This is a genomic window from Methanoculleus sp. 10 (genome assembly GCF_913757945.1).
In the GTDB taxonomy this organism is placed as follows: Archaea; Halobacteriota; Methanomicrobia; order Methanomicrobiales; family Methanoculleaceae; genus Methanoculleus.
Genome location: NZ_CAJYDP010000014.1, coordinates 1 through 18,538 on the forward strand (window position 1 = coordinate 1; position 18,538 = coordinate 18,538).

Consider the following 18,538-nt stretch of genomic DNA (forward strand, 5'->3'; position numbering starts at 1 on the left):
ATTCGCGAGCACCTCCGCAGCGTTCGCCTCGAAGGCGGCGATCGTCGGGGACTGGAGGGAGACGTTGCCCACCCGCTTGCCCTCGCCGTCGAGGAAGTTCACCTTCGCGGTGTAGTGCTCGCGGTTCCGGATGACAGCAGCCACCGGCTGCCCGTCGGAGCCGGTATACCCGACGCACCCGAAGGGGTTGTCGGCGATGACGCTCTCGATGAGGTTGTTAAACGACGTTACGGTGGCGATCGGGACGGCGAGGTCCCGGACCGCCGTTTTGTTCACGGTCTTCTGCACGAAGTCTGCCATGGTTGGTATCTCCTCACGGCACAACACTCCTGGTCGTGCCTAGCAGGAAGATGCGATGCATCTTCCGTGGCCTGCATGCTCCCGGGAATATGACAGACGATCATAGGGTATACCCGGGAGGGGATTAGCCTGACTTTATCGGAAAGGCCGGATCGGGTTCCGATTCTCCGATATAACCCTTACGGTCAGCCTTTTTCTCTCCGGCATCCTATTGCTCTCCGGGAAGGTTACCAGGATGACCGAGGAGAAGACCACCCGGGAGCTCGTTTACGAGACGAACCGGGATGTGAAGTGGATCTGCCGGATGTTGCGGCAGATGGAGGCGCAGGACGAGGAGTTTGAGGCCCGGATCCGGGCGCTGGAGGGCTGGCGGGCGGAGAAAGCGGGAGAGGAGCGGCGGCTTTCGACGGTGAGCGCCGGGGCCGGCGGGGTCGTCGGCGGGGTGGTGGCGGTGATCGTGAAGGTGCTCGGCGGGGGGTGACACACTTCTTACTTACATATGCATGTGCTTCCACGGCACAATGTGGCGCGACCCAAGGAGTGGGGGTGATTCTAGAGAGGAACTAATGACACTGGTGCAGGGGGACCTGAGGAGGATCGGTGGAGAGCGTGACTATACTTCCTACATTCCCGCCCACTCATAACGAGGTCGGCGGGCTTATCCCCAGGTCATAGTATAGCTCTGCTTGCGCATCCAATATCTCGCCCACCCGAAGTGCTTTTCCCGGGTATTCAAAGCATTCAATGACATCCAGTTTGTCTAACAAGCCCGGCAATGTGTAGTTCTTGAGCAACCCTTTCACCTGCATCTGTTTTTTGATGTAGGAGAGGTAGATCAGTGCTACGAACTGGACGAACAACTTCCCATCAAGACTCTGCTCCGAAGAGACCAGAGCCCGCCGCATGCTCAACCGCTCCTTGAGGTTGCCGAAGGCCTTCTCGACAACGTCTTTGTTGCGGTACAGCTCAAGGGCCGTCACTGCATCCATGGTCTCATTGGTGATCAGGGCAAAGAATCCATAATAGCGCTTATCCTGGCGAACAACCTCTTCTTTGACCTTTACCTGTGCCCCCCGTTTGGGTGTTGTCGTGATGGAGAAGTACTTCTGGTAGAGGTTCTCATGCTCCGGAACACGCTCACCGGTTTCCAGCTCCCGTTTCAGTGCGAGTAACTGGCGGTCAAAGGCTTGCTCGTCTTCAGCCGCCCGGGCGATATTATAGTAGTAGTGGATATACAGACGGCGTGGTTCCCGGAGCTTGTCGCCCTTATACGGGCGTTTCTGTGTGTACTTCCAGGTGGTTCGAACGGTTTGGCAGTAGAGCTCGTAATCCTCGTTGTAATGCTCGAAACTGCGAACCGTATCGTAGATTGCGTCCAGCTCAGTGCGGATAAGCGAGAGGGACATCTTGACCGAGACCAGGAACTTCACATGGTCCCGGAACAGGTTGTTGATGGTGTCTTCACTGTAGCACCCGCGATCCATGACCAACTTTATCTTCGAGTGCCCGAGGAACTCCAGATCCGAGAGCAGGTGGCGAATGGTTTTGGAATCGACGATATTACCTGCAATTTTCCGATAGTAGAAGGGGAGGTTGGACTCTTGCCCGAAGACCAGAGCCAGCTTCAGCTGGGGCAGGCGATCGTGCTCTTTGTTATGACCATATTGTACCTGGCGGAGGGTCTCGGAGTAACTGGACAGGGTTGTCGTGTCATATGCCCAGAACTCCTGTCCCAGTCTCCTTTTTCCTTGCAGGGTGAAAAATCGGTGTTTATCCGCCTCAGTGATACTGGCGAACAATTCGCTGCTGCGCTGGGAGGTGATGGGGTTGCCGTACGGATGCTTGTGGAGCGAACCCCATTTCTCGAAGCGGTATAACGGCGTGCTATCTTCAAGGATGAGATAGTAGGCGATGGAGAGGATCTGCTTGTAGGTGTCGGGAAAGCACTGCTGTAAGTCATGAGTGATTCCCAGGTTCTCGCCGATGGCATCAAGCAGGTACGTAGCTCCATAAAAAGACCGGTGTACCTGCGCGGTTGCCGGGCGATCACGGGTCACGGGCACGGCACCTTCTCGGTTCTTACGGTTTCTTCCGTCGGTGGGAACGATCTCTCCTGTTACCCTATCTACCCTTCCAATCAAGGTGCGTCGAGCTCGGGATTGCTTCTTTTCTTTGTCCCAGTAGGAGACAGATCGATAGGCGTAGGTGATCCCAGACCGCTTGTCCGTTTGATAAACAACTGCCACCGTGGTACTCCACCTCGTTATGTGGTATACATAACGAGGAATAAACCTATCGCTTTGATTTTGAAGAACGATTCGGATTTAGAGGAGAAGAACATTGCGGATTGATCAGGCTCGTTATGGGTTCCCGGGAATCCAGGCAGCACAACCGTCTCCTTGCCCCGGGTTACAGCAACGTAAAAGAGCCTTCGTTCTTCCTCCTCGCGATCTTTCCTGCGCCCATCTACTGCAGGATCATAGATATCAGGGTTCTGCAGCTCGCAGGGGAAGCCATAAAGGCCCTCATCAACGCTCAGTACAATCACCACACGTGCCTGCAGCCCCTTGCTCTTGTGTACCGACATAAAAGGCACGGAATTGCGCTTCTGTGTCTCGGTAGATATCGGTACACCTTTTGAGCGTGCATAGCGAAGGATCTCATCACGAAGGTGGGGGCGATTGAGGATTCGCGATAAGATCATAATCTCACCGGGCAGATAGCCATCTCTCAACAAAGATTCAACGTAGTCGACGCAGTGGTGTGCCACCTGGCGATAATAGCGATACGCATTTTGCTCTCGCGCTGCTATAACCCAGACTGCTACAGTTTCCGATTGATCGAAGGCAACAGTCTCCTTTTGCAACTGAACATCACCATTATGGCATATGATCGCTGCACCTGTTTTGACGATAGATGCGCAACTGCGATAATTAACAGTTAGATCGGTCCTCTGAGGATGAGCGAAATAATCCGAGAATCGTACAAAGTAATCCACGTTTGACCCAGCGAACCCCATAATGCTCTGCCAGTCATCGCCGACACAAAATAGTTTGCAAGAGGGGTTTTTATCCATAAGAGCCCTGATCAATTCATATCGCTGAGCGCTGATGTCCTGGTACTCGTCCACCAGAATGTGATCGAATGTATCCCTATAGAGGCTGTCATTATCATGTAACGCTCTTACAGCGAGATTGATCATGTCGGAAAAATCGATGAGATCGTTTGAGCGAAGGTATTGCTCATAGTCTCTGTAGAGCTTCAGAGCGACCCTGGCAAATGCCAGTTGTCTCGAGCTCCACGGCTCGTCCTCCAGCCTCCGCTCAATCTCGTCCGGCGTGAGATTGTATGTTTTGGCGATGGTGATAAAATCCGCTATTTGTCCCCGAAGCGAGTCGATCGAATCCCGACACTCTTTCCAGACTTTGTCGTATACTTTGTGGTATGGTAGTGGGGTAATCTCAAAGGAAGTACCCGGGTTTCGGTCGTGAAGCGCCTGCAGTAGTTTTTTTGAGAGTACTTCCTCGACGGAGGTGTTGCGAAACTCCCAATGATAGGTTTCGACCAGCCCATATTCTTCTTGTGAGGCAAACCGCTCTTTCTTCAGTGTCATGCCTTTTTGGTAGGTTGCAGATGGATTCTCTCCTTCAAACCAATCGGGAACCCTACCGTTCTCATCCACAGCCCAATGTTCAATATATAACTTGTATTGGGGGAGATAGAAATCGGGTTTGGGAATTGATATCCCGCCGTTTTCGTTGACATACTGCATCCATTCAGCGGGTTTTTCATACTCAACGGAAATCTCCTCTCCATTAATGGCATGAGTGAGCAGAAAATTCAAGATATTTCTCTCAGCTCCGCTCTTTACAACGACACCATTGAGGGCAGTATATGTCAATCCGCGCATATACTCATAAAAATCTCTCTTCTCCTCAAAATCTGTCGCTTCGTGCAGAATTCCGGGATCTTTATGATGTTCCATATAGTTTATAACCAATCGCTGGAAGTCTTCCGATTCCAGCCCTTTGACATACAGGGTTGCAATGAACCGCGTATACCCATGCTCGGTGTTGTCCCCGGAAAACTGTAACTGTGGAACGGCACGGTTGGCATCCAGGCATGCCTTCTCGACAATCTCTTTCCCGAGTGAGTGAAATGTCTTAATCTTCACCTCCCTATCGAAGCGCTCATAGAGTCGGTCTCGCATCTCCTTGGCAGCTTTGTTCTGATAGGCAAGCGCGAGAATTCTGTCGGGATGAATTGTATCCGGTTTTCGGTCTATAAGATATGCAATGCGCGTGATCAGAACCTCTGTTTTCCCCGAACCTGCACCTGCGACAATGAGATTGTGTTTATCGTCGATAATGACCACCCGCCTCTGGTTTCCATCCAATGGATAAGGAGCTTTTTCGAAGAGGTAGTCATATTCTTGCAGTCGCCGTTTGATGAAATGAGTGTTAAACTCTCGTATATACTTTTGAATATCCATAACCCGCAAGCGTGTCGCTTCCGCTTTACGGACAAAAGTGTCTGGAAAAAGATCACTCCAGGTCAGGATGTGATCGCAGATCTGAAGTTGCGTAGATAGAATCCCTTCGTACTCGGAGAGCGTGACGTAAGTCAGGTAAGTATCTCTGGCTTTTATTTGAGCCAGCAGCGAACCCGCCTCCTGAATTATCCTGTCAACACGATACTCGGAGTCCTGTAATAATCTTTCAACAAACTGAGCATTGAGTACCCTGACCTGTCGTTCAATTTCTCCGATCCGGGAGAGGCACTCATTCACACGAAGGTTAAATGCATCCGGAAAGAGATCGCTCCTTTCCCTGATAGGTTCATACGCACATAGGTACCCAGAGAGATATTTTTCGTAATCCGACCGCTTGAAATAAGGTAAATTGGTATCACAGCCTTTCATCTGGGCAAGCAGTGACTCTGCTTCTCGTATGCTCTCGGTAACCCGGCACTCAAGGTCCTGCAGCGTCTCGTCACGAAGAACAGTTAGCGTCTTGATTCGATTTCGAGTTATGAGATACAAGAATATTCCGATAATGAAGGGTATCAGCAGTACGCTGATTTTAAGCCGAGCATGTTGCACCTCGATTTCACGTAAAATGCTATTAAACTCTTCGAGTTCCGTGTTTAAGTCCATTTGAACGTGTTCCTCGGATTATTCAGTCATACCAGATGTTGCCAATGGATCAGTTGTAGTTTTACATATGAAATGCCCTTGACGCCAGAACAAACCATAACTATGCTGAATAGACTATCTGGGCCTTTTAACTTTTCGAAATAAGACCCGCCTCAAAATGTAAGCGTTACTTGTTCTAAGGAACCTCCTAAGGGAGTTAACCTGCCTGCAAGAGCTCCCAATCAGGATCGACCAGAGAACTGTATCAATTCCACCGTGAAAAAAAGCCACTTCTGCGAAAGCAAGTCAAGAAGGTCGTTACGCGATATAACCAAAGATCATTATGCGTAAGACAGGTGCTTCGTATACACATCATGAACGGGAGGTGGTGGAATGATCTCAGTATTACTCGCCTTAACCACAAAAGGGAACCTTTTTAGGGTTCCATACGGAGTATACACATATCAACACGCCGGGAAGATTGTATGCTCGAGACATGCCGGGATATGTTAGAATGTGAGTCCACGCTACAGCAGCATCTCCCTTCCATAAGACTGTTGGGGCAACTTCCCCTCAATAACAGTGATCTCGAGCGAGTATTCACATATATTCAACGGAACCTTGGAGGGAAGGTCAGTGAGAATTTATCCGATGTGATTGAGAGCACTCCGACAATTCTTGCCTGTTACCTCGTGTGGAAGGGGATCCAGGATTACGACGAGGGGACATACTGGAGATCGCTGAGCAGCGAACTTGGACCCCTGGATACCAACCAGCAAATAAGACTCGGAAGATTCTTTCGGGAATTTATCGAGATATATGACCTTCTTTCCGTTGAAATACCGGGCTCGCAGAAATATATCACCCCCATTCTCCTGCACGGTATTATTCCCAGAACAATGGTAGCCCAATTCTTTGATCAGGTCGTATACCCGCTGGCCCGCAAAGAACTCGTGAATCCAAGGAGCGAATATGAGCTTGCATTCTGGCTTGAGGGTAAGAGAGAGGTGGCAAAGAGAGCCGAATATCTTGAAGCTCGAAGAAATGAAACCCAGAAGAAGCTCAAGCGGGTAGAGAATGCAAAAAAGGCGATAGTCGGGCTGAACCCTGCTCAGTTTGAGCAAGCGATTCAGCAGATTGAAGAGCAGATTCTCCAGGAAGAGGCAAACCTCGCAGGTCTACAGGCAGAACTCAATACGATACAGTACAACCCCACCGCTCTCACAGGTATTGAGGAAGACCTCAAGACCGTTCAGCGTCTAGAAGGGGAGTACCAGCAGTGCCTCCGCGAACTTGCAGACCAGAAACACGCCCTCGACGAGATGCACCGTGAATTCCAGCGATACAGATCGCTCGGGATCGATGATCCGCTCGCCATAAATGACTTTGACGCTTTCCGGCATGCGGCCTACACCGCAATCATCGGCACTGTTGCGACAGCGCTCGAGAACCAGGAAGAGCCCCACTTCTCCGGGGCGCAGGTTCTTCTCACAGCTCTTTGTGAGTCAGTATCTGAAGGAGGCGTCTCACTCCCCGACGATCTCGTAAAGCAACTCGAAACCCTCCGCTCCACATATGAGACCATGGAGGACGATTCAGGATCGCTAGAGAGCATAGATGGCCTGTTTTGCAGTGAAGAGGACAGTCAAGCCCCCTCGGAGCCTGAGGCGGTAAGCGATAGCGAGTTGGAGACGGGTGACTGCAGCAACGAGCCCCTGCCGCCATATGGTGGTGAGACAGTGCCGGCCTCCGACAACACCGTGGACCCCGACATCACCTCTGCGCATGCCTGGGCATCCGCCATCACGAAATCGAGTCCCGGATTAACCCTCGACCAGGACTCGCCTGATGAAGATCCCACCCTCCTGAGCAGGTATCTCGAGTTGTACGGCATGTACCCGCCCGATGATCTCCCCGACGACTCAGATTCCAATGCAGGAACTCTGAACCAGGAGGTCAAGGATCTTACAATCCCGGAAGCGGCCACCGGATATCCCGTAGATGATCAGATCCCCGAACAGAAGGATCCCTCGCACCATCCTATGCTGGAATCCAAGGAGAGTACCGGTCCGGAGGATTTGCTCCCTCCTGCAGAGGAGACCCGGCCCGCCTGCGACCACGATGCCCGGCAGGGATTTACGGATGATACTGACACCCCGGCCGCCACCTCCGACGGGAACGCGAGTTCTCACCCATGTAAGCAGGAAGTCCCTCGTGATCCGCCTGAAGAACTGGAGGTTCAGACCTCCCTTGAACCCGAAGTGCCACTACCTCCCCTGGAACCAGAACAACCAACCCGGTATGCAGAGGATACACTCCAGCCGATGAGCCAGATGCCCGAGAGTACACCCCGCACCAGAACGACGAAGTCCCGACACCCCCTACAGACAGGATCGCAAACCACCGGGGTCATCTCAACGCTCATCGATGCGGTCATCGATACCATATCGCAGTTCTTGAGAAATTTTAGAAGATAGAGGACATCAGGCATCGAGCCCGAGTCCCTCGAAGAAATCGATTACGATCCTGCGATCGAGTTTCTCATGACAGAACTGATTCTGGTAGTTTCGCAGGCATCCATAACAGCTTGCGTGCCCCTGTTCTGCACCACAGGTGCACGCTTTCATTTTCCGGTATGCTGCCTTCAGGACGGATCGAAGCGCCTCTTCCTGCTCGATTGCCCGTTTCACGTGCCCTGCTCCCCCGGGGACACTATCGAAGAGGATGAGCGCCGGCTCGTTCAGCTTGTCTCTGCCGGGATAGAGAACACCGTCAAGATCGTCACGGTTGACTCCAAGTGAAGTGCTTAACCCGTCAAGGAGCGCATAGAGGAGGGAAAGCCAGAAGTTCTGATGCGTATTGGAGTAACCCACGAACTCAAGCTTGAGTATGTCCGTCAGGTACTCGTGACCGAGATCGTATGACCGGAACGAGCCATTGCAGTTCTTCCCGAAGGCAGTCTGATGACTGTTCGGGATCCTCTCAAACCCGGGAATCGCGTAGCCACACCGCTCACATACACGGAAATGTTGTCCATTCCCGTTATTGACAATAGCCAGTCTGCCGTGCGAAGCGGATTCCGCTTTCAGCGTCACTCCGCCTGACAGAGACACCTCAAGATCCTTTTCCGCAAAACAGTCGCCCGAGAAATATGCACGTGTGGAATATGTCTTCCGGGGGCGTTTGTCGGAGACACGCTTTGGCTCGGATTTACCGGTCATGAACCCGAACTCGGGAATGATAAAGGTGCCGCGATGTCTACTGTTGCGTAGATCACCCTTACACGCCTCACAGGTTACAAACTCCTTTCCCAGTTCAGAAAGTTCGCGATGATACCGGTGGCAGGTGTCACAAATCACGTAATCGTAGGTTATCCAGCTGCGCTGTGGATTACGTTTGATGTATTGACTCTCCCAGATACTCCCTGCTGCTACGACCTGGCTGCCGGGGGCATACTCGGAGAGAGCGATCTTGAGGTCACGCTGGAGGTCGAGGCTCCGGGCTGCTTCTGAGGTATGCAGCACCTGTAATTCAACCACATCCACCGGGAAACCGTACTTCGGGATGATGTTGTGGGTCGAGAGAAAATCGATAATCGGCCTCGTCCTGATGGTCCTGATGAGGTATCCAATGGCATCGACCCTTTGACCCTTAGCATAAAGTTCGTTAGAGACCTCTTTTAACCCTCTCACGTCCTCCCGGACAATAGATGCAGCCTTCGTCATGAGACCCTTCTCCGGATGATCGTCATCTTCGTAATAGAGGTCCTCAATGAACCCCCATCCCCCAAGGTCGATCGTTGTATGCAATCCGGCAGGCGTGATACGCTGAAGAGCGTCTCCAAGATCCGCCGGATGCTCACGAAGGTATGTGTGAAGAGTAGCCGGTACGTCCAGACTCTCGTTAAAGAAGAAACCTCCCACATCCCTGAACGTATCCGGGTACTTCCGCCAGAATGCGGCGATCGCGGTGGCAAAGAGATGCCGCTTGACGATCTTCTCGTTCTGGATCTCAAAGAACGGGGGCCGGATGACACCCTTGACAAAAGGCATGGGGTCCTTGAAGTAGGAGAGGTCGTGGGATCGGCGCTGGCAGAATGTCGTCACAAAGGCAGTGGAATCCGTCCGCCTTCCGGCCCGACCAGCCCGCTGGATGTAATTGGCAGCTGTCGGAGGCATGTTCCGCATGAATACCACCTCGAGTTCGCCGACATCCACCCCGAGCTCAAACGTCGTCGAACAGCTGAGTATGTTCACCTTCCCGTCCAGGAAATCCTGCTGCAACTCGGTTGCAGCCTCGGTACTCAACTGGGCAGTATGCTCCTTTGCCCGCATCGGAACCGGCTTGGTCTCGGTATAGAGGACACGATAGTGGTTCTCGCTTCTCAACTTGCCTGGATCGACCGGGTGGAGCGTCCCCTCGCACCGATAAGTCGGACAGACCCCACGGATGTTATAAAGTGTAAGTCTTTTGCAGCGGTCACAGAGATGCCACTGCGTATCAGGCTCAATTAGTGGCGAGGTGATCTCCCACCGTTTCGGCTCCATCAGGGTCCCGACACCCTCTTTTCCGAGGTGATCCTGAACAAAATACCCGCTGAAGATAGAATCTCCACCCGGAGCTAAAAACTGCCAGATTCCTTTCAACGCTATGCGGCAATCCTCGTCGGAGATGCTGCTTGCACCCCTCTTTGCTATCCGTGTGAGATAATCCAGCCGGGTATTGGAGTAACCCGATTTAGGGAGCCAGCTGAGAATATGATCCCGCTGAGAGGAACCAGACTCCCGGAAATAGAATTGGAAGTTCCGTGGCTGGAAGAAATCTTCGGTCGGGCTGATCCCATCAGGGAAGCGGAGGGCGCCGCTCTTCCTGAAAGAGTCGAGCAACACCTGGAAGAGCACCCATGTTTCTTCTTCAGACAGGTTCCAGGGTTCGTACAGGAGCGGCGCCGGGGGAACCCATCCATCGGGTTTTACGAGACGGAACCCACAGAGTCCCAGCTCCTCAAGGCTCCCCTGTATACTGCCGGAAGTGAACTCATACATCAGCCACCGCAGGATCTCGCGACTCCTCTCTTCAGGCGTGTATTCGGGAAGAAGGCCGATATCCCTGACCTTCTCCAGGAGCGGTGACGCACAATCGATAACGCGCCATTGGTTCTTGAGGATTCTGTCTGCGTTCTCCCTGATGACCTGGACGATGAGAGAGCGCCTGGCGATTTTATCGTATGTCTGGCTCAGGTATGGGGCAAAGTAGGCAGCGTCCTGGCGGCTGTCAGAGAAGACCAGCAGGTTACGCTTACTTCCGCTCCCGGCAACCGATGGTGCCTTCACCGGCGTCCACGGATTAGCGGGTTGGTTCTCGAGTTCGGTCCGATCCCTCTCCATTCTGTCGGGAAGTTCCTGGTAGATTGCTGTTGCAAGGACAGATGGTATCGCGTCCCTCCCCATGACAAACCGCGACGCAACCGGCATCCCGGGGCTGAGATGGGTGCAGACAGGGCATTTGTGCAACGTAGTCCCAGAGTATGAGATACGAATCAGGAGGATCTGGTACTCATCTCCACACGAGCACGTGGGCTTCACACGGGTGGCTCTGTCGAGGGACCCACACCGCCCACAGAGGATATACTGCTCACCTTTGATACTGGCACGTGTACCGATCTCGACCTCATCATCCTCGTTATCGCTCTCCGGGAGGACTGATGATACGAGCAGGAAGTGCTTATCCGGCATTTCGTCTTCGTAGTATGGGAGCACATTCTGTCTGAAGAACGTCTGACCTCCAATCGTCTCGGTTTTTCCGAGCAGATACGGGACGCCGCAGTATCGGCAGGTCCCGAGTTCAAAGATGGGATATTCATGCCCCCCCACCTCAACGCTCTTCGCCGGTTCGAGGTAGAGTTTCCTATCGGGGAAAAACTGGAGATACGCTCCCTCTACCGCCCGGGCAAAGAGATGGTATCGGGCAGAGAGCAAGGAAGCTTCTGAGGGGCGGAGACGTGCCATCCCGGCAATCTCGACCAGCGAAACGATTGCCTCGGTATCCAGCAGAGTTCCATCACATAATTGCTGGCAGATTTTATCAAATTCATCAGGACCGTCCGCGAGGTGACGCCTCAACCACAGAAGGCGTTCATCTCCTTCCAGCACATGGAAGAGAAACGCATGCGCGTTGTCGCCAGCCCGCCTGCGTGCCTCATCGAGAACTTCCTGCGGCACAGCATGACGCATCCCTGCCTCATAGAGCGCCTGAACTTCCTGCCTGCCGGCAACAAAGATGTCCCGCCACGCCTGGTATACGACCGGATCCGGCGATCCCCATCCATGGATATCTGGAATAGCCTCCCGCTCAGCGCTGATGACATCCTCCATCCCGAAGTCCTCGCTGCATAACTGGGCAGCGTAGCGTGCAACTGCCGGATAGTCCTCTTCTCCACCGCCAAGAGTGGCGCTTGTAGCGATGCACTGCAGTTGGCCGGGCTCGCTCCGGACGACCCGATCTTTCAGCCGCCGGAGAAGCATTGCCATCTCTATGCCCTTGGCTCCAGTGTAAGTGTGCGCTTCGTCAAGAACGATGAATCTCCAGTTTCTTGAGAACTCGCCATCGAAGAACACGTTGTCCCGGGGACGCAGGAGAAGATACTCAAGCATCGCATAGTTGGTCAAAAGGATATGCGGCGGGGTTTCGCGCATCTTCTCCCGGGAGATACGTTCGTTGGGGAGTGGATCACTTCCATGAATCTTTTTGTAGTTTTCCTCTGCATCCAACTGCTTTTCGCGAGTTTCTCCGGTATACCGGCCAAAGATGATCTCCGGGCATGATTTGAGAAGTTGCCTCAGGCGTTTGAGCTGGTCGTTGACGAGCGCATTCATCGGATAGAGAAGCAGAGCCCGAACCCCGGGATTGAGCAGACCTGACTCCTGCTGCCGGAAGAGCGTATTGAGGATGGTTACGATGAAGATCTCCGTCTTACCGCTCCCTGTACCGGTTGCGACGACGAGATTACGTCCCTCTCCTACGGTCCTGCGAATAGCCCTTTCCTGGTGAAGGTAGAGCGGGCGGTCAAGAGGGAGCAGATTCTGGTTGAGAGACTCAAAACGTGGTGAGAGAATACCTTCATCGATGAGGTGGCGAAGAGTACACCCTTTTCTGAAAGGTGGAGTCGCCTCGAGAATTGGTCCTTTCACAAACTCATGCTCTTCGACGGTAGCCTTGAACAGGGCGGCGAGGTCGGGATCGTTTATCTGGAACGTCGTCTTGAGGTACCGCATATAGCGCTGAGAAATCGACTGCGTTACTTTAAGGGGATTCAGTGACATAGGGCAGTCCTGCTATCGATAATATCTCCTTTGGCGCACCCTTTTATCAGGCTTGCCCTTTTCTTTCGTCTCATCTCCTTCTAGCGCCCTGCATAAGCAAATGATCTACCCATTATGTCAAAAGATGAGGGATGCACTTCTGAAAATTCAAGCATTCAAGCGTTCGAGGGCGTCCATAATCGCCTTCCACACATACGTCATACTTGGACTCCGCCTCCTTGCCTGATCGTACTGTACCAGTGCCTCTTCAAGTGGGCCAATCGCGCTCGCATCGCCGATAGCGCCGAGAGCTTCGGCTGCTCCCCATACAATCAGGTCATCCTTATCCTGTAGCGCCCGAGTTATGAGGTCAACAGCATTGGGATCATCCATTTTCGATAAGGCGCTTACTATGCTCCTCTGGATCTCAATCGGATTTGCACGCTCTGATTGAATGCTATTAGATTCATGTAACATGGCCAACAGCGGATTTACTGCGAATGCCCCCATTTTAGAGAGATGCTTCGCCGCTGTAGTTCGTTTATCGCTGGTCTGTTTTAGGTCCGACATGAGCATTTTCAGAAGCCGTTTACATGCAAATTCGGCAGTCTCCCGGATATCATCGTCCGGATCATCACGTAACCGTATGAGAGCCGGAATAGCCATTGGCTTATTAGTTCGGCGAAGTGAATCTGCAGACACCCTTCTGATATCAACAGAATCATCCTGAGCGGCTTCCATGAGAGCAAGAATAACTTCCTCGTCACCAAACGCACTTAACTGCTTTATGGCAGAGATCCGCCTTCCGCGTGACGATGTTTTCATCTCCTGGATGAGCTCAGCGATATGCTTCTTCTTCTCTTCAACATCCAGTCTGCCCTGAATACTAAGAACACTCGTAGCGATCTTACGAACCTCCTCATTCTCGTCTGCCTTTCTCGATAAGATAAGCAGTGCCCTGGTAATTCCCTCATTTAAATGAAACTTCGCAAGCGCGGAGATTGCTGTAATCCGGAGATCCATGTCCCGGTTCTCATCGAAAGCGATTGATACAAGAGGTTCAAACGCAGCATGAGAGCGAGTATAGCCTAACGAGGCTGCAGCTTTACGCTGGACCGCCACGGATTTATCATCTAACAGCTCGATTAATGGCTTAACGGCATGTTTGTTATCGATGTTTCCCAGCGATGTTGCCGATTCACCCCGGACGTCGGGATCAGGATCGCCAAGCGAGGTCAACAGTGCATTCAGGCACTCTTCCGTGTTCCCGTGACCCAGAGCTTTCAAGATTGCAATGCGCAGATCTTTTGTAGAATTGGGGTTATTTAGCACTGCAATGAGCGTATGTTCCCTTTCCTGATTGAAATTCCTTCCCAGTAACTCAACAGAGGCAGTTCTGGCTTCCTGGGGTATCCGGGCATCCGTTATCACAGCAGAAAGTGCCGCCTGAAGTCGCTCATATTGTATGGGATAATTCTCCGGCAGGTGATAACTTATGCGGCGTATCGAATAGCCCTCCTTAAAATCATTTAGCGCCATGATACGCCTCTTCGGATCACCAGACTCAATCTCACAGATTAACCGCTCAATTCCAGCATCGAACGCCGGGCGTTCAGGATCTCCAGATGTATTCTCTTCTGATTCGAGAGATTGTCCATCCGGCATACGATCCTTGCTCTGCTCGATACGGAGCGGGAAGACGTTAGGCGCCCCATCTCCCGGGAAAGATATCGGCGGGGAGTCCCAATCATTGGAAATCCTGTAGAACTGCAGATAATAGCTGCCGGGAGACAGCGGCAGTTCATGATCCCCCTGAATTGTAAATTCCCGCGCAGCAGCCGGGATCTCTTCAGCATACACCCGGGATGCACCCCTGGACTCCTTCTTCCTCCAGAGAAGTAAGAACCGCTTCCGGGCAGCTCCATACTCCTCCCACTCGATCTCGATGATGCGGTTCCCCGACGGATCGATTGAAACACGAGGGGAATTTGGAAGGTGGATATACCAGCGCTGAAGGGCAAAGAGAGGAAACTGTATGCCTCCACCACGCTGATCCTCTATCGTAAACTCAAAATGCATATGTTTTGCATCGGTCACTCTGAGCGTATCGTTGAATTGAGCAAGGGGAAAATGACCCTGCCCTTTGACGAGCCGGCGGATGATAGTCTGGTTTTGAGGCAGCATCGATACCGTTCCCGTACCACCGAAGGATTCAGGTAAGAATATGCGAAGACCAGGATCAACGCCCAGTGAGCGATAGTCGATGTCAGTGATTGTCGGGACGGAACGCTCGAGCGGGTAAATGGTCTTTGCCGCCTCATCCTCAAACCGCCAGACTGCATGAGGTACTGAAACTGACAACATTCCCTCAAAAATACTACCATCGCTCGTGGGATACCAAAGTTTCCCCCGGATCTTGGGCATCAGCTCTGATGTTACCAGAAACCCTGTCTCTGTTATATCCATCTCCACAGACCCGTCCGGCTCAAAACGGACCGATTGGGGACAGGTGATCTCGAGTTGAACCGGCGATACACCTTCAGCAGGCAAGTAGAGGGGCTTTGAGAACCGGTACGAGATGCCGCGAAGAAACACACACTCTACCCGGATATCAGTTCGACAACTCTCGTTACGTACACGAATGGTGAAAGCCCCTATCCGTTCTTTCCCTAGCAGATTTGGGTGACCGAGATCCACGTTGCAAACATGTCCATCCGGGTCAATCTCCGCTCCCTCCTCCAGATCTACAACGGGGTGAAATGTCGGCTTTAAGGTAGGATCCCGATCAAGCGGGTGAATGGAGAGGATTGTATTGGAGAGAACTTCTTCGTCCTCAAACAAAATTTGGAGATGGGGTGGAGGACCAAGGACAACGCTCCGCCCATCCAATCGAAGATACCTATCAAAGCATCCGGGATCGAAGTAGAGATCAAGTTTTGCGAATTCCCGATCACCTTCACCGGAGATTGCTTGAAGATCGCTTATCGAGAGGTCATGAACCGGATCGACAACGTAATACTGGAAGCCATACCAGTCACCAAAAAGGCGACCGGTAAAGAGCACGGCTGTTTCAGGGGTTATGATTGGCTTGTTCCGGGTAAGAAGGATGAACCTCTTTGATGGAAGCCGTTGTTGCTCGATACACCTGCCCGTCTCATAGTCAAAGAGACATAAGGGATCTGGATTGCCAAACCCATCGATCACCCACGCTGGGGACACCCCCGGAGCAGATAGTTCAACGTGATAATACTGCGAAGGACGTTCCACGCGTACCGTGATCTCTTCTGTAGTCAGTCCTTCGTCCGCATAGTACAGCGGGAGTTCTTCCTCATGGAGAATCTGTGAACCATCATGAATGGTAAGTGACACGTGGTCGAGCCCTTCGTTACGTTCGATAACCTGCGATGGAACGGTCAGTTGAATCTCGCCATGGTGCTCATCAAAGGCGAGAAATGGTCTGCGCGTGGAGAGTTTCCCGGAGCCACCTTCTCTGCTACTTTTCTGCACCTCCTGCTTCTTCATCCACCAGGTATCGAACTCGTCAATAAACCAGGCTGGCAAGGCAGGCTTCACCATTGTCGTCTCTGTGGGATCAGGGATGAGACGGAGACACTGGCTCAGAATATCCAGTGTAACGTCACCGCAATATGTGAGGAACCGTGCGATCGGCTTATCAATGTACCCGAACGGTCTTGGCTGGACGTCGGAACCGTCGAGAAGTGCAAGTTCATGACGTAGCCGGTCGATAAGGTCCTGCTGCCGCTTCCTCGTGGTGAGAGCCCTCGTCACCTTTTGAATCTTCTGCTGGAGCCGGTCTCTTTCCCGCTTAAGTTCGGAGATCTTCTGCTTACTCACGAGTAAATGAGCCATTGTGTCAGAGTAGGCATCCTGTGCGACCTGTTGTTCCGCGTAGTATCGGGAGAGTGCTTCGAAAGTTCCCTGCGAAACGCTGTCCTGAGGTGATACGCCATAAAGAGCCTCGATTCGCCGTATGGATTCATCGATCTTTTGTAACTTCAATTCTGTTTTGAGAAGAGTCCCCATGTCGTCCTGGATGCTCTGTTGCTGTGAGGAGAACTGTGCGTATTCAGCCCGTATTGCCTCTTCAAGAGTAAGTATCATCGAGGCCGGGCTCCCCCGGGAAGCGAGGCTCGTCTCATACCCTGTAGAGATTGGCGCAGGGAGCGGGAGGGATGTGGCTGGTTTTGGGGGGGATTGGAGTTCGATTTCATCGGTTCCGGCATGAGAACCAGGTGCAAACAGACTATAAAGTTCCTCGCGGGTGAGGGTATCCGATAGGCTGAGCGTGTACCCGATCCAGCGCCGGACCACCGAATCGAGGAGTTGCCGTGCGCAGGAGGGAGCTTCAAAAATTCGGGCATACTCTTGGGAAACGGTATAATAACCGTCCGGATCTGCCGGGGAAGTCACAGGTGTACTGTCGTTTTGAGGGAGCCGTGCCAGATACTTGACTACCGTGTATCCTTCAGGCCGGAGTGAGTTGCCAAGATACTTCATCGGTTGTGCGATGAATGTTTTCCGGATCGTCTCAAAAAGGCTAGAGTACCCTGCAGCGATCTCACCAGGGATCTTATTGTTTTCCAGATCCGATAGGAATCCTTCGTAACCACCATTAGAGTGATAGTACTGAATAATGGGGTTCATACTCGTGCGAATGGTAAGCTGCCTTCCGTTACGCGAAATCACCGATTCCCCATACATCTGGGGGATGAATAATGGATGAGCAAATAGGGGATAGTAATATGTAAGCAACTTGCGCTGCAGAAGTGAGAAAGGATAGGCATATATCCCGTTCAGGACGATTTTACTTCCGTTGAATTCCTGAGCGATCTCGATGATTGCCCGCAGAAGAGCAAGTTTGTAGGTGGACTGAATGATATCTTTTTGAATGATAGCCTGTATTTCCCGAAGGCGTTTTGAGTCCATTCTTCCCGAAACGTCCATTCGATTTATGTGCTTATAAATAGGCTTGATTTGTAATTTCAGATATCATGCTGGATGCCTGTAGCCGCTCCAGAACAATCAACACCCAGAAACGCGACCGCATCCCCGACCCCTCACTGCTCGAATCCCGGCGGGACTGCATCATCGGCTACTGGGACCTCCTCCACGACCACGCCCCCCGCCCGTTCGAGCGGGAGATCGCGGTCTCGCTCCTCGGCCTTGAGACCCCGGGGAGCGGCTGGCAGGACCGGGCCTTCGAGCACCTCGCCGAAAAATGCGCCTACCTCATCCACGTCCGGGGGTACGAAGCATGGGCCCTCTGACCTGCCCGTTCTGCAACCCTCCCGTCGAGGAGGTCGTCCTCCAAAACGGCCTCTGCTACGCCCGCTACGACAAATTCCCGGCGAGCCCCGGCCACCTCCTCATCATCCCCTTCCGGCACGTCGCCGGCCTCTTCGACGCGACGGACGAGGAGCAGGCCGCCCTCCTCGCCCTCGTCCGGGGGGCGAAACACCTCCTCGACGGCCGGTTCCACCCGGACGGCTACAACGTCGGCGTGAATGTCGGCGCGGCCGCCGGCCAGACGGTGATGCACCTGCATGTCCACGTCATCCCCCGCTACGCCGGGGATGTGGAGGACCCCCGGGGCGGGGTGCGGGGGGCGATCCCGGAGAAGAGGAGGTATTGAGAGAAAGGATCGGGAAACCAGAATGAGTGCAGCGCGTTAAGCTCCCAATCCGCAGCGCCAGGTTATGCTATCTCAGGTCGATGTTTGAAATGACATCCCCAATATTCCGCAACCGAACCCTAATCTTCCACAATCCATGGTATAAAAACA

General features: G+C 52.7%; 8 protein-coding genes and 1 pseudogene. 4 read left to right on the top strand and 5 right to left on the bottom strand.

The genetic code is table 11. The features are described 5' to 3' along the window. Nucleotides 1–300: pseudogene (locus QZ408_RS14380) on the bottom strand (hypothetical protein); the annotation flags it as partial. A gap of 235 nt (nucleotides 301–535) precedes the next feature. Here QZ408_RS14380 and QZ408_RS14385 point away from each other — a divergent pair. Continuing rightward, nucleotides 536–781 carry a hypothetical protein gene (locus tag QZ408_RS14385; RefSeq protein WP_292492648.1) on the top strand — a complete coding sequence of 82 codons (246 nt, stop codon included), beginning with the start codon at nucleotides 536–538 and terminating at the stop codon, nucleotides 779–781. Between the two features lie 157 nt (nucleotides 782–938). Here QZ408_RS14385 and QZ408_RS14390 read toward each other — a convergent pair whose 3' ends face one another. Beyond that, nucleotides 939–2,546, bottom strand: a complete 1,608-nt coding sequence (locus QZ408_RS14390) for an IS1634 family transposase (protein WP_292492650.1) — start codon at nucleotides 2,544–2,546, stop codon at nucleotides 939–941. Between the two features lie 17 nt (nucleotides 2,547–2,563). Continuing rightward, a complete protein-coding gene (locus QZ408_RS14395; protein ID WP_292492653.1) occupies nucleotides 2,564–5,455 on the bottom strand; it encodes a UvrD-helicase domain-containing protein in 2,892 nt (963 codons plus the stop codon). Nucleotides 5,456–5,919: 464 nt separating this feature from the next. Between QZ408_RS14395 and QZ408_RS14400 the strand changes: the two genes are divergently transcribed. Then, entirely contained in the window at nucleotides 5,920–7,911 is a 1,992-nt protein-coding gene (locus tag QZ408_RS14400; protein WP_292492655.1) for a hypothetical protein, read from the top strand. A gap of 6 nt (nucleotides 7,912–7,917) precedes the next feature. Here the strand turns inward: QZ408_RS14400 and QZ408_RS14405 are convergent, their stop codons facing one another. Further along, on the bottom strand, nucleotides 7,918–12,708 hold the full coding sequence (locus QZ408_RS14405; protein WP_292492656.1) for a DEAD/DEAH box helicase: 4,791 nt from the start codon (nucleotides 12,706–12,708) through the stop codon (nucleotides 7,918–7,920). A gap of 195 nt (nucleotides 12,709–12,903) precedes the next feature. Continuing rightward, nucleotides 12,904–17,682, bottom strand: coding sequence for a HEAT repeat domain-containing protein (locus tag QZ408_RS14410; protein WP_292492659.1), 4,779 nt, complete (start codon nucleotides 17,680–17,682; stop codon nucleotides 12,904–12,906). 65 nt (nucleotides 17,683–17,747) lie between these two features. Between QZ408_RS14410 and QZ408_RS14415 the strand changes: the two genes are divergently transcribed. Both QZ408_RS14415 and QZ408_RS14420 read left to right on the top strand, forming a co-directional pair. Beyond that, a complete protein-coding gene (locus tag QZ408_RS14415) occupies nucleotides 17,748–18,023 on the top strand; it encodes a hypothetical protein (protein WP_292492661.1) in 276 nt (91 codons plus the stop codon). After that, a complete protein-coding gene (locus QZ408_RS14420; RefSeq protein WP_292492664.1) occupies nucleotides 18,011–18,388 on the top strand; it encodes an HIT family protein in 378 nt (125 codons plus the stop codon). Before QZ408_RS14415 ends, QZ408_RS14420 begins: the two co-directional genes overlap by 13 nt. Nucleotides 18,389–18,538: the final 150 nt, after the last annotated feature.

What these genes read in the sequence shown, in the direction of transcription:
- QZ408_RS14385 (WP_292492648.1), top strand. Translation starts at nt 536, where the DNA reads ATGACCGAGGAGAAGACCACCCGGGAGCTCGTTTACGAGACGAACCGG.
- QZ408_RS14395 (WP_292492653.1), bottom strand. Translation starts at nt 5,455, where the DNA reads ATGGACTTAAACACGGAACTCGAAGAGTTTAATAGCATTTTACGTGAA.
- QZ408_RS14400 (WP_292492655.1), top strand. Translation starts at nt 5,920, where the DNA reads ATGCTCGAGACATGCCGGGATATGTTAGAATGTGAGTCCACGCTACAG.
- QZ408_RS14405 (WP_292492656.1), bottom strand. Translation starts at nt 12,708, where the DNA reads ATGCGGTACCTCAAGACGACGTTCCAGATAAACGATCCCGACCTCGCC.
- QZ408_RS14410 (WP_292492659.1), bottom strand. Translation starts at nt 17,682, where the DNA reads ATGGACTCAAAACGCCTTCGGGAAATACAGGCTATCATTCAAAAAGAT.
- QZ408_RS14415 (WP_292492661.1), top strand. Translation starts at nt 17,748, where the DNA reads ATGCTGGATGCCTGTAGCCGCTCCAGAACAATCAACACCCAGAAACGC.
- QZ408_RS14420 (WP_292492664.1), top strand. Translation starts at nt 18,011, where the DNA reads ATGGGCCCTCTGACCTGCCCGTTCTGCAACCCTCCCGTCGAGGAGGTC.